This is a genomic window from Actinokineospora sp. UV203, from assembly GCF_056323665.1.
Genome location: NZ_CM150484.1, coordinates 3,374,511 through 3,389,907 on the forward strand (window position 1 = coordinate 3,374,511; position 15,397 = coordinate 3,389,907).

The window sequence follows — 15,397 nt, forward strand, 5'->3', positions numbered from 1 at the left end:
CCTCTCACAGCGCTCGCGTCGGCTTCACTATCGGGTTACGGCTGCGCCAGGTCAGGACACCACCGCCGGGGTCTGCGCGAGGGACTCCAGGAACTTCGCGCACCAGTCGAGCAGGTCACGGTCGCGCAGCACGGGAGCGCCCATGCGACCACCCGCGGCGCCCTCCGTGGGCCGGGGGATGGTGATCGTGTCGGTGACCGCCTTGTGCACGGCCTTCGGGTAGAGCCGCTTGAGCCGCACCATCTGTGAGTCGCGCAGCGGCATCGGCGCGAAGCGGATGTTGCTCCCCTGCCCGATCACCTCTGTCACCCCGTGCGCGCGGCAGGTCTGGCGGAACGCGGCGACGGCGAGCAGGTTGACCACCGGGGTGGGCGGCTCGCCGTAGCGGTCGACCAGTTCCTCGCGGACGGCGTCGAGACCGGCGGCGTCCGGGGCCGCGGCGAGCTTGCGGTAGGCCTCCAGGCGCAGCCGCTCGCCGGGGACGTAGTCGTGCGGGATGTGCGCGTCGACCGGGAGATTGATGCGGACATCGGCCAACTCCTCCTCGTCCTCCGTGCCAGGGGCGCCCGCGTGCTTGCGGAACGCCTCGACGGCCTCGCCGACGAGCCGTATGTACAGGTCGAAGCCAACACCGGCGATGTGGCCGGACTGCTCTGCGCCGAGAATGTTGCCCGCGCCACGGATCTCCAGGTCCTTCATCGCCACGGCCATGCCCGCGCCGAGTTCGGTGTTCTGCGCGATCGTGGCGAGCCGGTCGTGCGCGTGCTCGGTGAGCGGGGACTCCGGCGGGTAGAGGAAATACGCGTAGCCGCGCTCCCGGCCACGGCCGACCCGGCCGCGCAGCTGGTGCAGCTGGGCGAGGCCGAGCATGTCGCCGCGCTCGACGATCAGTGTGTTGGCGTTGGAGATGTCCAGGCCGGTCTCGACGATCGTGGTGCAGACGAGCACGTCGTACTCGCGTTCCCAGAAGCCCTGGATGAGGTGTTCGAGCTTGTCCTCGTTCATCTGGCCGTGCCCGGTGACGATCCGCGCCTCCGGGACGAGTTCACGCAGCCTGCGTGCGGCCTTCTCGATCGACGAGACGCGGTTGTGCACGTAGAAGACCTGGCCGTCGCGCAGCAGTTCACGGCGGATGGCGGCGGCGACCTGCTTGTCGTCGTAGGCGCCGACGTAGGTCAGGATCGGGTGCCGGTCCTCGGGCGGGGTCAGGATCGTCGACATCTCGCGGATGCCCGCCAGCGACATCTCCAGCGTTCGCGGAATCGGCGTGGCGGACATGGTCAGCACGTCGACGTGGGTGCGCAGGGCCTTGATGTGTTCCTTGTGCTCGACGCCGAAGCGCTGCTCCTCGTCGACGATCACCAGGCCCAAGTCCTTGTACCGCAAGCCTGTCTGAAGTAGACGGTGGGTGCCGATGACGATGTCGACCGACCCGTCGGCGAGTCCTTGGATGGTCTCCTCGGACTCTTGGCCGTGGGTGAACCGCGACAATCCCTTGACCGTCACCGGGAACGAGTGCATCCGGCCGGCGAAGGTGTTGAGGTGCTGCTGGGCGAGCAGCGTCGTGGGCACCAGCACCGCGACCTGCTTGCCGTCCTGCACGGCCTTGAACGCCGCGCGCACCGCGATCTCGGTCTTGCCGTAGCCGACGTCGCCGCAGATGACCCGGTCCATCGGGACGCCGCGCATCATGTCGGCCTTGACCTCGTCGATCGCGGCGAGCTGGTCCATGGTCTCGGTGAACGGGAAGGCGTCCTCGAGTTCCCGCTGCCACGGGGTGTCCGGGCCGAAGGCGTGGCCGGGCGCGGCCTGCCTGGCGGCGTAGAGCTGGACGAGTTCCGCGGCGATCTGCTTGACCGCCTTCTTGGCCTTCGCCTTGGTGTTCTTCCAGTCCGAGCCGCCGAGCTTGTTCAGCGTGGGCATCTCGCCGCCGACGTAGCGGGAGATCTCGTCGAGCTGGTCGGTCGGAACGAACAGCCGGTCGCCGGGCTGGCCGCGCTTGGAGCTGCCGTATTCGAGCACCAGGTATTCGCGGGTCGCGCCCGCGACCGTGCGCTGCACCATCTCGATGTAGCGGCCGATGCCGTGCTGCTCGTGGACCACGAAGTCGCCGGTCCGCAGGGCCAGCGGGTCGACCGCGTTGCGGCGCCGCGACGGCATCTTGGTCGACATGTCCTTCGTCGACGTGCCGTGCCTGCCGCCGGTGAGGTCGGACTCGGTCAGCACGACCAGGTCGCCTGCGATGAAGCCGTCCTCTATGGCGCCACGGACGACGGTGACCACGCCCGGCGCGGGCGGCTCGGTCAGCTCGCCCTCGATCAGCTTCGCGGCGACGTCGGCTTCCGCGAGCTGCTCGACAGCGCGCTTCGCGGTACCGAGGCCGGGGACGACAAGGACGCCGGTGCCGCCCGCGGCGGTGTGCGCGCGCAGATCGGCGAAGGCGCGGGCGATCTCGCCGCGGTAGGCCTCGACTGGCCGGAACTTGACCTGGATCGCGTCGCCGCCGGTGAGCTGGGACAGGGTCCACCACGGGTGGTCGCCGTCGCGGGCGTGCGCGGCGACGTCACCGAGGTCGCGGTAGGCCGACGCGCCGAGGTCGATGGGCGCCTTGCCGCCGGTCGCCGCTGCCATCCAGGAAGCCTCTAGGAACTCCTGACCGGTGCGGACCAGGTCGTGCGCGCGCGTGCGGATCTTCTCCGGGTCATTAAGCAAGACATGGGTACCGGCGGGGACCACGTCGGTGAGCATCTGCATCTCGCCCTGGCACAGCGCGGGAATCAGCGCCTCCATGCCTTCCGACGGGATGCCGGCGGCGAGCTTGTCGAGCATCTCGTGCAGGTGGGCGTCGGCCTGGTGCTGCTCGGCCAGTGCGGCGGCGCGCTCCCGGACACCCTTGGTGAGCAGCAGCTCCCGGCAGGGCGGCGCGGTGATCTCGGTCAGCTCGCCGGGCAGGGAACGCTGGTCGGCCACGGCGAACGAGCGGATCTCGGAGACCTCGTCGCCCCAGAATTCCACCCGGACCGGGTGCTCCGCCGTCGGCGGGAACAGGTCGACGATGCCGCCGCGCACGGCGAACTCGCCGCGCTTCTCGACCATGTCCACGCGCAGGTACGCGAGATCGGCGAGCCGGACAAGGACCGCCTCGAAGTCCTGTTCCTCCCCGACTTTGAGCCGCACCGGGGCGAGTTCGCCCAGGCCGGGCGCCATCGGCTGGATCAAGCTGCGGACGGTGGCGACCACGACCTTGATCGGGCCGCCTTCCTCCGGGTGCGCGAGCCTGCGCAGCACCGCGAGCCTGCGGCCGACGGTGTCGGCGCGGGGCGAGAGGCGTTCGTGGGGCAGCGTCTCCCAGGAGGGGAAGTCCGCGACGACGTCGTGGCCGATGAGGTCGCCCAGCACGGCCACCAGGTCGTCGGCCTCACGGCCGGTGGCGGTGACGGCCAGCACCGGCCGGTTGGCGCCCTCGGCGAGCGCGGCCACGACCAGGGGGCGGGCGGCGATGGGACCGGCGAGGTCGAGCGTCGGCGTGCCCGCGGCTTCGACGATGTCGGCCGCGACGGGCAGCAGGGATTCGAGGAGGGGGTGGAGTGGGGCCTTCGACACGAGTGTCCTTCGCGGTGTCTGGGAGACGCGAAACAGACCCCTGCCCGGGACCTTGGAGCCTCGGAGGGGTTCTCACGACCAGCCTACGGCGTGGCACCGACAGTCCCGCGCGCGGATAACGTCGCGTGCGTGCTGGATCAATGGGACGCGCTGCTGGCTCGGCTCGGTGTGGACGGGCACGACGTCGGTCGGGAATTGCTCGCGCGATGGGCTGAACCGCATCGCAGGTATCACGATCTCGCGCACCTGCGGGCGGTGCTCAGGCACGTGGACGAGTTGGCCGATCACGCCGCCTACCCGGACCTTGTCCGCCTCGCGGCTTGGTATCACGACGCCGTCTATAAAGGCACGCCCACGGATGAAGAAGACAGCGCGCAACTGGCGGCGGCGGAGCTGACCGCCATGGGGCTGGACACGGCGGCGGTCGCCGAGGTCGCGCGGCTGGTCCGGCTGACCGCAGGTCACGTGACCGAGCCCGGGGACACCAACGGCGAGGTGCTCTGCGACGCCGACCTGGCGATCCTGGCCTCCCCGGCATATCCGGACTACACGGCCGCCGTCCGCGCCGAGTACGCGCACGTCCCCGATGACGCGTTCCGAGCCGGCCGCGCCGCGGTGCTGCGTCACCTACTGGACCTGCCCGCGCTCTACCGAACCCCGCAAGCGCTTGCGCGCTGCGAGGCCAGGGCGAGGGCGAACCTCGCGGGCGAACTGGCCGACCTTACGGCTTGATGTTCTGGTTGACGTGGAAGAGGTTGTCCGGGTCGTACTTGCGCTTCACCTCGACGAGCCGGTCATAGTTGCCGCGATAGTTCGCTTGGATGCGGCTTTGGTCGTCCCCGGACATAAAGTTGATGTAACCGCCCTCCTCGGAGTGCGGCGCGATGGCGTCGGAGTAGTCGCGCACCCACCTGATGCCCGCGTCGTTGTTCTCCGGGTCCGGCCACATCCCCGCGATGACGGTGGCGAAGTTCGCATCGCGATAGGCGAACGCCGTGTCCTCGGCCGCCACTCGGTGGCAGGCGCCGTTGATCGGGTAGATGTGCATCGTGGAGTTGAGCGCGGGCAGCTTCGGCCCGTTTTCCAGGTGCGCGGTGATGGCGTCGTCGGTGAGGTCGGTGACGAAATTGGCCTTCCAGTAGTGCTGCAGACCCGGCGGGAGCAGGGCGTCGAACGCGCTGTTCAGGGCCGGGTACGGCATGGGGCCGACGTGCTCGGCCACCGTCTGGGCCACGTCGCGCAATGACTTGAGGGCGGCTTCGCCCTCCTCCACCGGACCAGCCCAGCAGGCCACGAACAGCGCGAACGGCTCGCCGTGACGGTCCTCGGGGATGAACGGCAGCGGCGGCGCGATCTGGAACGCCGGGAAGCCGCCGAACTCTTCGGGGGCGTCGGCGATGAACTCGCGGTACCAGCGCAGCAGGTCGGCGGCGTCGTCGAGTTCGAAGAACATCGGGCCGCCGTAGATCATGTCGACCGGATGCAGGGCGAACTCGAAGGAGACGACGACGCCGAAGTTCCCGGTTCCGCCGCGCAGGGCCCAGAACAGGTCTTCGTTCTCCAGTTCGCTCGCGACCAGGAATTTCCCGTCGGCGGTCACCACGTCGGCGGAGACCAGGTTGTCGCAGCTCAGTCCGAAGCCGCGGTCCAGGTAGCCGATGCCGCCGCCGAGGGTGAGGCCGGCGACGCCGGTCGTCGAGATGATTCCGCCGGTCGTGGCGAGGCCGAACGCGTGCGTGGCCGCGTTGAAGTCACCCCACGTCGCACCGCCCTCGGCGCGGGCGGTCCGGTTGCCGGGATCGACGCGGACACCGCGCATGGACGACAGGTCTATGACCACGCCGTCGTCGCAGGTGCCGAAGCCGGGAACGCTGTGCGAGCCGCCGCGGATGGCGAGTTCCAGGCCGTTTTCCCGGGCGAAGTCGACCGCGGCCATCACGTCGCCGACGTTGGCCGGGCGGACGATGACCTTGGGTCGGCGGTCGATCATCGCGTTGTAGACTTTGCGGGCTTGGTCGTAGCCCTCGTCGTCCGCGGTGATGGTCGGACCGCGGACGGATTCGCGAAGCTGGTCGATAGTGGGAACACCCATGGTTCCTCCCAATGTGCTCCAGGTGCGCGAGACATTCGCGGAGTCAGTCCACGTGGAATGCCTCTAAAGCCGCTAGAGCACTAGGTCAGAACTTGGGGGTGCGCTTGTCCAGGAAGGCGCGGACGCCTTCGGCGTAGTCGGCGCTCTCCGCTGATCCCGCGTAGAGGGCGTGGACGGCTTCGTCCTCTTCGAACCGGCCCGCGGTGATCCGACCGATGATCTCCTTGGCGCCGCGGATGGTGACCTGGGAGCGGGCCGCCATGGTGTGCGCGAGCTCGGTGGCGCGCTTGATGACGTCACCGGGCGCGTGCAACTCGTTGACCAGGCCGATGCGCAGGGCGGTGGCGGCGTCGATGATGTCGGCGCTGAACAGGATCTGCTTGGCCCACGCGGGGCCGACGGCGTCGACGAGTTGCTTGGTCGACGGGAGCATGTAGACGATGCCGAGCTTGGCGGGGGTGATCCCGAACTGGGCGTTGTCCGCGGCGATCCGCAGGTCGCAGGCCAGGGCGATCTCGCAGCCGCCGCCGATGCAGAACCCGTTGATCGCCGCGATCGTCGGCTTGCCCAGTCCGGTGAGCGCGTCGGTGGCGGTGTGGATGCCCTCGGCGTAGCGGCGGGCGCCAGCGGCGTCGGCACGCAGTTCGGCGAACTCGCTGATGTCGGCGCCCGCGGAGAAGTGCTCGCCGCCGGTCAGCAGCAACACGCGCACGGAGTCGTCCGCGGCCACCTCGGCGACCAGCTTGGGGATGGCCGCCCACATGTCGAAACTAAGCGCGTTGCGCTTCGCGGGACGGTCTATGACCAGCGTCGCGACAGAATCGGCGATGTCCAGCCTCAGGTACTCACTCACCGCCCAACCCTAACCGCCGGTAGGTACCGCGCCACCGAGATGCCGGTCACCACACGGCGGCCAGACGGTGCGAGGCGCATCCTGATCACATGCGTGCTGTGCTGCTCACCGTCGCGTTGCTCGCCGGGTGCACGACATCCGCCGGGACGGGCGAGGTCCCCGGGTCGTCGTCCCCCGTGCCCAGCGCGGTGCCCAAGGGCCTGCGGGTCGAGACGGTGGCGAGCGGGCTGACCCACGGGTGGGACATCGGGTTCCTGCCGGACGGGAAGGTGCTGGTCACACAGCGGACGGGCGACATCGCCCTGCTGTCGTCGGCCGCCCCTGGGGCGACGGTCACCACGCTCAAGGCCGACACGTCCACGATCGCCGTCCGCGGCGAGGGCGGGCTGATGGGGCTGGTGGTACACCCGGACTTCGCGACGAGCCGGGAGTTCACCACTTGCCAGACGCACACGGAGAACGGCGAACCCCGCGACATCCGCTTGGTCACCTGGCGGCTGACCGAGGACGAGAAACTCGCGACCCGGCTGCGTGAACTGGTGACAGGCCTGCCCATCGCCGCGAGCGGCAGGCACTCGGGCTGCCGGCCCACACTCGCCGCCGACGGCGCACTGCTCGTAGGAACAGGAGACACGGCGCGGGGCAACCTCTCGCAGGACATGTCCTCCCTCGGCGGGAAGGTGCTGCGGGTCGACCTGAAAACCGGGGAACCGTTGCCGGACAACCCGATTCCCGGATCGCGGGTGTACACCTTCGGCCACCGCAACGTCCAAGGCGTCGCACTACGCGAGGGCGGGCAGGTCGTGGTCGCCGAACACGGCCCGGACAAGAACGACGAGCTGAACGTGTTGAAGGCAGGCGCGAACTACGGCTGGGACCCGTCGCAGGGCGGCACCGTCACCGGCTACGACGAGTCCGTCCCGATGACCGACCTGACCCGCTTCCCGGACGCGGTCCCCGCGATCTGGCAGTCCGGCGAAACCACGGAAGCCATCTGCGCGGCCACTTTCCTTCGCGGATCCCAATGGGGCACGCTCGACGGCGCGTTGGTGGTGACGGCGCTGAAGGGCGCCAAGCTGATGCTGTTCACGTTGGACCCGGCGGGCAAGGTCGTCTCAGTCTCAATCCCCCCGGAATTCAACGACGCCTTCGGCAGGCTCCGGGCCGCCCGGACGGGACCGGACGGCGCCCTCTACGTGACCACTTCCAACGGCGACAACGACAAACTGCTGCGAGTCACCCCGGCGATTTGATCGCAAGCTAAGCGGGGATGAAGAGTGGTCGATCCGGATAGCCGAAGGGAACCGGATCCGGAAGCATTCCGAGGTCTCCTCCGGTTCTGGTCACATAGGCGAGCAGCACACCGGACATGGTGCGATGAAATATCGCGCGGTGTCCTGCGGTTCCCATGACCACCGGCCACCTGTCAGGGTCATCGCCGATCGGTGCCCAGAAGAACACGTGACCAGCCTCGGTGAATCCCCACGGGACCAACCCACCAGACTCCGGGAAGTACGGTTCGATAGCCGGGCCACCAGTCCGAACCATCTCCGGCGCAGCCTCGACGAGCCTACGCAGATCGAATTCCGGGGTCTGCGCGGAAGGCACCGCCAGTTTGATCCCTAGGAAGTCGCCGGGACCAAAAGTATCGACAATCGATCGGTAGTCCGCTGGCAAGAGGGTGCCAAGGTCAGCCTCGACCCGAGGCCAATCACTTTGGTCGCTTCGCCAGGTACGTTCCGCGAGCCCCGCCAGGTCGAGGCTCACGTCGACCAGAGATGCCGGGTTCACACCATCTCTCAAGCGATCCCAGTAATGTGGCTGCTTGGGCTGCGCCGGATCAACTTGCGGCAAATCCGAATCTTGGCTTCTTGCATAGAAATCTGGCCGATCAATCGCTTCATAGTTGCTCAGCAGTGTGCTATCGACCCGACCGGACACGAAGTCCAGCAAAAAGGCCGACGCAGAACCCCGATATTCCTCCCAAACCGAGAACGAGTCGTCACAGAAAACGACCCTCCACTCATCCGCGGACGTGGATACAGGTAGCCAGAAGAACGTCTGACCATCCCCACCTTGCCCCCAGGGAATCAGACCTGCCTGTTCGGGATATACCGAATATGGCACCAACCCTTTGCGATGCCAGGGCTGCAGATATTCGAGGGTTTCCGCCATCTGTTCAAAAAACCGAACAAATTCGCGCTCACCTTCCACAGGATTGACCACTTCGATGTAACTATCGAAAATCCCGCTCGGAAAAATAGACATCAAACGTTTGAAGTCATTAGGCAACAGGCAACCGAGTCGTTCCTCCACGGTGTGCCAGGGCAGCATCGAGCAGTCCTTCGCCTGCCATCCCAAGACACTGGCCAACTCATCAGCAGCTTGCACGTTGCCCGACCCTCACCGGCGCGTTGACGACAGTCACCTTACATGTCCAACCAGAGTCGCTTGTCGCAAATATATCCATTGCCACCGGAACAGGATTGTTGCCGTCCTGATAGATCGGCGTTACTTGGTAGAACATTTTCTCCTCAAGTTTGTCCACTCGGTACTTTATTTGATTCTCAATAAAAAGCATCTCCGGCGTATTCGCGCTCGCATACAGCGGCACCATGTTTTCCCGCGTGTTCGAACCGTGGAACATGTGGGCCACAAGGTGCCCCTTATGCATGCCGTCCCGGTACCCCGCCGGCTCCAGCGGCGTCTTGCGCAACTCGTGATTGATGGTGGACATACACACCATGCCACTCGTCGCTCGAGTAGCGCCAGTGCGCGGACGCCCCTTGTAACGGCCCGGATAATCGACTTGCTCCATTGGCCCGTAGCTGGGGACGTTCTCCTCCATGCCACGGTCGCCACAGAAGTCCTCATCGTCATCGTTGTCGTTCGACGGTGGCTGAGAAATCAGCTCGGGCGGCTCCTGCTCCGCGGCGACCTCGATTACCGGATTCTCGTCGTCGACGAGGATGTCCCTCATCTTTTGGATCACGTCGTTGATGTCTTGGACGTGCTCGACCAGCTCAGCCACGACCCTTGCCGGGATGTTCGCGGCCGTCGAGACGATTGGCGTCGCGAACTGGACTCCGACGTTCAGCACGATCGGCACGGTCTTCGCCAGCAACTCCGCCGCGTCGCGCGCCGCGTCGGTGATGTCCCAGGCGGAGGGGCCATGCACTGGACGGTGTGACGGGCCCACGGGCTTGGTGGGCTTGATGCCTGGCCGCGTGCCAGGCAAAGGCTGCGGACCGGGACCAGACGGGCGGTAGCTATCCCGTTCCCCATCACGATGGTCGAAATACGCCCGCTGGTCCTGGAGCCACTTCGCGTACCAAGGGCACGGTTGCCCGTTCGGCTGGTACATCACGTCGTCGCAGCCACGTGCCAGGCTGTCCGAGCCTTCCACGAAATTCTCGACACAGGACCAGGCGAATCCCCATCCGGTCAAAGTCCTCGGATTGACGAGCAAATCGCAACGGCCGTCCGGGTCGACCGAGTTCGGCGGCGAGCCGGCCACGTAGCTGCTGGCTGGACTACGCTACTGCGGTCAGCGGTGACTGGAACGCATACAAGCAGGTGGTTTCCCCGGGCGCGGACGTCTTCTATGGACTCGCCGGGCTCAACGTCCACTGGTTCCGCTGGGACACGGTGAACAAGCGCCTGGCGACCAGCGCCGAGGGCGCCACCCAGGAACACATCTTGTGGTGGGCCAATGTCTCCGAGATCGCGGTGGACATCGACGCGTGCAAGCTCACCTCCCCCGCGACCGTGACGCCACCCGCTGTTTCGGGTCCGAACAATGAGCGCGCGCAGATGATCTACAACGGCACGCGTCTGGAAATCTCCTTGGTCGACAACGACGGCATTCTGCGACGCGGATACCAATCCGCCGCAGGTGGAGAGGTCATCGAGTGGCAGGCCCTGTCCGGCTACCAGAACTACGCGGGCCGCGCCGCACTCGCGCAACGCGAGGACGGCAAACTCGTCGCCGTCGCCCAAGGCACCGACAGCCACACCCGCACCCTGACCCAAACCACCGCGGGCAGCACCAACTGGACCACACCGACAAACATCAACGGCGCCATGGCCTCAAGCCCCGTCGTCGTGCGCGGATCCAACAACCTACTCACCGCGTTCGCCATCGACAGCACCGGAAAACTCTGGCACACCCAACAATTCGACGCCACAAGCGGATTCCGACCCTGGCGTCAGGCAATCGACACCACCACCTACGCGATGTCAAACGACTTCACTGTGGTTCGCAGTGGATCATCCTTCGAAATCGCCTACCGGGGCACAGACAACATCGTCGCGGCCAAGAAATTCACCAACGGAACCCTCACCGCCACCCGAATCGCCACCGGACAAACCACCGCCGCAACACCCGGCATCGTGGCCTTCGCCGACGGCACAGTCCAACTCGTGGCTCGCGGCACGAACAACAAGCTCTACACCCAACGAGAAACCACCACCGGACTCCCCGGCTGGACCGACATCAGCGGCACCCAAACCTTCACCGGCTCACCCAGCACCATCCTCAACCCCCACGGAATCGTCGAAATCGCCGTCCGCGGCGACGACGGGACTGTCTACCGAGGCGGACAGACCGCACCAAGCGCCACCACCTGGCGAAGCTGGGAAACCAACCTCGATACCGCAATCACCGACCCCACACTGACCGCCGCCAGCGGCAACGAACAACGAATCTTCTTCCGAGACGGATCAGGAAACTACTACCTCTGGCAAGCACCGGCCTACACCTCGTCCCCGGGCGCGGCGATGGCCACCATGACCGAGAGCGCTGACACCACCAGCAAGGTGGTGACCATCAAGGCGACAAAGGGCAAGATCCCCGCGAGCAAGTAGCGCGTGGTGAGGAGGGCCCGGGCATGCCCGGGCCCTCCTTGCGATCAGAACATCCGGCGTGACTAGCGGTGTTCGCGGAGGGTGGGCTTTCCCTCCAAATTGGACAGTCCGTTCCACGCCAGGTTCACCAGGTGCGCGGCGACCTCGTTCTTCTTCGGTTTCCGCGCCTCCAGCCACCACTGCCCCGTCAGCGCGACCATGCCGACCAAAGCCTGGGCGTACAGCGCCGCCAGCTTCGGCTCGTAGCCGGTCTTGCTGAACTGGATGCCCAGGATGTGCTCCACCTGGCTGGCGATGTCGTTGAGCAGGCTGGAGAACGTTCCCGTGGCCGACGCGACCGGGGAGTCGCGGACGAGGATGCGGAAGCCGTCGGTGGAGCCCTCGACGTAGTTCAGCAGGGCGCCGGCGGCTCGTTCCAACAACAAACGGGGATGGGCGTCTTCGGAGAGCGCCTCGGTCATGCCGTCCATCAGGGAATGCATCTCGCGGTCCACCACTACCGCGTAGATGCCTTCCTTACCGCCGAAGTGTTCGTAGACCACCGGTTTGCTGACGTTGGCCCGGTGCGCGATCTCCTCGATGGAGGTGCCGTCGAAACCCTTCTCCGCGAAGAGGGCCCGTGCGACGTCCAGGAGCTGTTGCCTGCGCTCCTTGCCCGTCATGCGGACGCGGGCCACCGCGGGTTCCGGGTCGGTCTTGGGTTCACGCCTAGCCACCGGACCAACAGTAGAGGCCCACGGCCTGAACGCGAGGCGAGATGGGGCTACTTGGCTGCGATCTTCGCCAGGCGGGCCTCGGTGGGCCAGCGGACGTCGGTCGCCCAGCCGAGCTTCTCGAAGATCCAGATCAGCCGGGCCGACGTGTCGATCTGACCCCGCCGCACGCCGTGGCGGGCGCAGGTCGGGTCCGCGTGGTGCAGGTTGTGCCAGGACTCGCCGAAGCTGAGGATCGCCAGGGGCCAGAAGTTGGACGCCTTGTCGCGGCTGGTGAACGGGCGGTCGCCAATCATGTGGCAGATCGAGTTCGTCGACCACGTGACGTGGTGCAGGATCGCGATCCGCACGAGGCCCGCCCAGAAGAACGCGGTCAGCGCGCCCCACCACGACCAGGTGATCAGTCCTCCCAGGACGGCGGGCAGGACCAGGGTCAGCCCGGTGAACACGACGAACAGCCGGTTGACCGCGACGATGTCCTTGTCGGCCATCAGGTCCGGCGCGAAGCGCTCCTTGTTGGTGACGTCGTGGTCGAAGATCCAGCCCATGTGCGCGTGCCAGAACCCGCGGGCCAGGTCCATCGGCGACGTGCCGAACAGCCACGGCGAGTGCGGGTCGCCGTCGCGGTCAGAGAAGGCGTGGTGGCGCCGGTGGTCGGCGACCCAGGTGATCGGCGGGCTCTGCACGGCCATGCTGCCCATCACCGCGAGAGTGATCTTCAGCGGCCGGTTCGCCTTGAACGAGCCGTGGGTGAACAGGCGGTGGTAACCGACAGTCACGCCCAGACCCGAAAGGTAGAAGAAGAACACCGCCAGGATGACGTCCACCCAACCCAGCCCCCAGCCCCACGCGAAGGGGACCGCCGCGATCAGCGCGGCGAAGGGCACGAGGATGAAGAGGTACACCGCGATCCGGGTCGCGAGGTTGCGCCTGCCCTCGATGATGGGCTTGGGGCCGCCACCGACCTCAGGGTCCGCCGTGGTCGTCATGGGTGTTCGCTCCTTCCACCGGCCGCAGGTGAGGCGGCCCCCGCCTACGGAGCCGTAACTTACGACAGCGTAAGGACGGGCTACCCGGGGAAGCCAGTGCCGAGACCGCCAATTTCGACGTAGGACCCGTTGTCGACATCGATGATGTTGATTTGGCAAGGAACGCTCAGCATCCGTCCGGTCACTGGTTATAAGACTTGTGACGGCGCTAACACCCGATCGGACGCGACCGGGGACCAATCCAGCGGGTACTGCTGCCTGCCAGCGGACCCCCGTGCCACGATGTTCCCATCGAGCGGCCCAGACCGCTCGCGATCCGCCGTGGTGTAAAGGCAGCACCTTGGATTTTGGTTCCAATGGTTCAGGTTCGAATCCTGGCGGCGGAGCAGTGGCGACAGCGGTGAAGCAAGCGATAGGTGGACGTATTACCGGACCTCGAAAAGGGGTGCACCAGCCTTCGTGGACGACGAGCAGCGAGTCGAGCCGGATCTGCCCGCGTTGGAGGAGCGCTCCGACGCCTGGCTGGTCGGTCGCGCTCGCGAGTTGCTCGCCATCATCCAGACCACCTCGGTCCCCGAACGGCTGAAGTACACCGACGAGGTCGACCGCCTGCTCGCCGAGGCGCAGCACCGTGGTGAGCCGCGGATGGTCGCCCAGCTCCTGCGTTCCGCGGTCGCGGTCCGCGTGGTCAACAACGAGCTGGCCGACTCCGCCGAGCCCCTCCTCGACGAGTTGCTCGCGCACACGCGTAGACACGGACTCCTCGTCCTGCAGGCCGACGCGCACGCGCTGCGCGGGCGCAGGCTCCTGCTCGCCGGGGCCGAGGACGCCGCGCTGACCGAGGCCGCCGTGGCCCTGGCCATGCTCGACGAGGACATCACCCCGGACGTCATGCTCGGTGGCCGCACCTGGGACATGATCATGGCGTCCACCCTGATGGACATCGGCACCGTGCTCACCCAGCTCGGCGTCTACGAGGTCGCCGACCAGGTGATGACCCGGGCGCACAAGTGCATCCGCGCGAGCGCGGGTCCTCACCTGATCGCCGTGCACCTGATGAACCGCGCGCGCCTGCTGCTGGGCTGGGGTCTGCGGTTGGAGCGCATCGGCGAGGACGAGCGCGCCGCCGAGCGGTTCGCCACGGCCGCAGCGATCGCCGTGGCCATCGAGGCGCCGTTCCGCGAGTCGCTGTTCCCGCGCGACCCGAGCCGCTCGGCCGCCGACCAGGACCCGATCGTCGGCGCCGCGCTCGCGCTGGCCCAGCCGTCCGCCGCGCACATCGGCAGGCTGCGCCACCTGCTCGACTCCGGCAGCTACCCGCGCGAGCTGGTGATCGTGGCGATCGCGCTGGCGCGCTGCCTGGAGCACGAGGGCCGCGAGGAAGAGGCCGTCGCGGTGCTCGCCGACGCGCGGTCGCGGATGTACCAGGAGGCGGCCGAGCCGACTCTGCGGCTGTGCCTGATCCGCGAGTACGCGCGGCTCTCCGGACCGGAGGGCGGCGAGCGGACCACGGGCGCGCTGGAGCACTACGCGACCGAGCTGGAAGCGCAGCTCTGGGATATGCGCGAGTCGCGGATCGCCACCCTGAACACCCGCCGCGAGCACGAGCGGCTCTCCCGGATGCACGGTGCGATCGCCCGACAGGCGCTGCAGGACCCGCTCACCGGCCTGCCGAACCGGCGCGCGCTTGATGAGCGCCTAGGGACGCTGTCGACCTCGCCCAACAACCATCCGTTGGCCATCGCCCTGGTCGATCTCGACGGCTTCAAGGGTGTCAACGACAGGATGTCGCACGCCGAGGGCGACGACGTCCTGCGCGTCGTCGCCAGCACGTTGCGTGACGCTCTTCGCGGGAGCGACATGGTCGCCCGCTACGGCGGCGACGAGTTCATCGTCCTGCTCCCCGGCGCCCCGCTCTACGCCGCGGAGGCCGCGCTGCGCCGCGCGGTCAACGCCGTGGCGAACCTGCCGAATGATTTGTCCCACGGTGTGACGCTGTCGATCGGCGTGGTGTCCCTGCGCCCCCAGGAGACCGCCGTCCGGGCCCTCGCGCGGGCCGACGCGGCGATGTACCAGGCGAAACGCGGCGGCGGCAACGACATCGTGGCGATCACCGCGGGCGAGGGCGAGCCGGAGCGGCCCCGACCCGAACTGGTCGCGCCTGTGGATGACCGTTCGTGGGTCGTCCCGGAGACCACGTAGGATCGACTCCCGGCCGGAGTCGATCCGCTTACCAGCCGGAGCCGACCCGCGCCTGTCGTTTAGTCAAACGAGGGAGAGC

11 protein-coding genes and 1 tRNA gene are annotated in these 15,397 nt (G+C 67.3%); 5 read left to right on the forward strand and 7 right to left on the reverse strand.

From position 1 onward, the window contains the following. Nucleotides 1-51: 51 nt before the first annotated feature. Nucleotides 52-3,603, reverse strand: coding sequence for a transcription-repair coupling factor (gene mfd / locus ACUZ2Y_RS15800; RefSeq protein WP_476319465.1), 3,552 nt, complete (start codon nt 3,601-3,603; stop codon nt 52-54). 129 nt (nt 3,604-3,732) lie between these two features. Here mfd and ACUZ2Y_RS15805 point away from each other — a divergent pair, with 129 nt between their 5' ends. Further along, complete coding sequence (locus ACUZ2Y_RS15805) at nt 3,733-4,335, forward strand: HD domain-containing protein (RefSeq protein ID WP_476319467.1); 603 nt, start codon at nt 3,733-3,735, stop codon at nt 4,333-4,335. Here the strand turns inward: ACUZ2Y_RS15805 and ACUZ2Y_RS15810 are convergent. Further along, nucleotides 4,325-5,695 carry an FAD-binding oxidoreductase gene (locus tag ACUZ2Y_RS15810; RefSeq protein WP_476319469.1) on the reverse strand — a complete coding sequence of 457 codons (1,371 nt, stop codon included), beginning with the start codon at nt 5,693-5,695 and terminating at the stop codon, nt 4,325-4,327. The two genes, ACUZ2Y_RS15805 and ACUZ2Y_RS15810, sit on opposite strands and share 11 nt — an antisense overlap. Before the next feature lie 85 nt (nt 5,696-5,780). Continuing rightward, nucleotides 5,781-6,548, reverse strand: coding sequence for an enoyl-CoA hydratase/isomerase family protein (locus tag ACUZ2Y_RS15815; RefSeq protein ID WP_476319471.1), 768 nt, complete (start codon nt 6,546-6,548; stop codon nt 5,781-5,783). An 89-nt stretch (nt 6,549-6,637) separates the two neighbouring features. Between ACUZ2Y_RS15815 and ACUZ2Y_RS15820 the strand changes: the two genes are divergently transcribed. Further along, nucleotides 6,638-7,801: a PQQ-dependent sugar dehydrogenase gene (locus tag ACUZ2Y_RS15820; protein WP_476319473.1), complete on the forward strand. Its 1,164-nt coding sequence runs from the start codon at nt 6,638-6,640 to the stop codon at nt 7,799-7,801. 7 nt (nt 7,802-7,808) lie between these two features. On the opposite strand, the gene ACUZ2Y_RS15825 is transcribed toward ACUZ2Y_RS15820, so the two are convergent. Both ACUZ2Y_RS15825 and ACUZ2Y_RS15830 read right to left on the reverse strand, forming a co-directional pair. Next, entirely contained in the window at nt 7,809-8,939 is a 1,131-nt protein-coding gene (locus ACUZ2Y_RS15825; RefSeq protein ID WP_476319476.1) for an SMI1/KNR4 family protein, read from the reverse strand. Next, nucleotides 8,926-10,065 (reverse strand): DNA/RNA non-specific endonuclease, encoded by a 1,140-nt coding sequence (locus ACUZ2Y_RS15830; RefSeq protein WP_476319478.1) that lies wholly within the window; start codon nt 10,063-10,065, stop codon nt 8,926-8,928. The genes ACUZ2Y_RS15825 and ACUZ2Y_RS15830 overlap by 14 nt, the downstream gene beginning before the upstream one ends. A gap of 59 nt (nt 10,066-10,124) precedes the next feature. On the opposite strand from ACUZ2Y_RS15830, the gene ACUZ2Y_RS15835 reads away from it, so the two are divergent. After that, nucleotides 10,125-11,414, forward strand: coding sequence for a DUF8189 domain-containing protein (locus ACUZ2Y_RS15835; RefSeq protein ID WP_476319479.1), 1,290 nt, complete (start codon nt 10,125-10,127; stop codon nt 11,412-11,414). A 62-nt stretch (nt 11,415-11,476) separates the two neighbouring features. On the opposite strand, the gene ACUZ2Y_RS15840 is transcribed toward ACUZ2Y_RS15835, so the two are convergent. Together ACUZ2Y_RS15840 and ACUZ2Y_RS15845 are read right to left on the reverse strand one after the other, a co-directional pair. Then, nucleotides 11,477-12,076: a TetR family transcriptional regulator gene (locus ACUZ2Y_RS15840; protein WP_476331862.1), complete on the reverse strand. Its 600-nt coding sequence runs from the start codon at nt 12,074-12,076 to the stop codon at nt 11,477-11,479. Nucleotides 12,077-12,177: 101 nt separating this feature from the next. After that, on the reverse strand, nt 12,178-13,116 hold the full coding sequence (locus ACUZ2Y_RS15845; protein WP_476319481.1) for an acyl-CoA desaturase: 939 nt from the start codon (nt 13,114-13,116) through the stop codon (nt 12,178-12,180). Between the two features lie 315 nt (nt 13,117-13,431). Here ACUZ2Y_RS15845 and ACUZ2Y_RS15850 point away from each other — a divergent pair. Both ACUZ2Y_RS15850 and ACUZ2Y_RS15855 read left to right on the forward strand, forming a co-directional pair. After that, nucleotides 13,432-13,502: transfer RNA gene (locus ACUZ2Y_RS15850), tRNA-Gln, on the forward strand. A 73-nt stretch (nt 13,503-13,575) separates the two neighbouring features. Continuing rightward, entirely contained in the window at nt 13,576-15,318 is a 1,743-nt protein-coding gene (locus ACUZ2Y_RS15855) for a GGDEF domain-containing protein (RefSeq protein WP_476319482.1), read from the forward strand. Nucleotides 15,319-15,397 lie beyond the last annotated feature (79 nt).

What these genes read in the sequence shown, in the direction of transcription:
- ACUZ2Y_RS15820 (WP_476319473.1), top strand. Translation starts at nt 6,638, where the DNA reads ATGCGTGCTGTGCTGCTCACCGTCGCGTTGCTCGCCGGGTGCACGACA.
- ACUZ2Y_RS15845 (WP_476319481.1), bottom strand. Translation starts at nt 13,116, where the DNA reads ATGACGACCACGGCGGACCCTGAGGTCGGTGGCGGCCCCAAGCCCATC.
- ACUZ2Y_RS15840 (WP_476331862.1), bottom strand. Translation starts at nt 12,076, where the DNA reads ATGACGGGCAAGGAGCGCAGGCAACAGCTCCTGGACGTCGCACGGGCC.
- ACUZ2Y_RS15810 (WP_476319469.1), bottom strand. Translation starts at nt 5,695, where the DNA reads ATGGGTGTTCCCACTATCGACCAGCTTCGCGAATCCGTCCGCGGTCCG.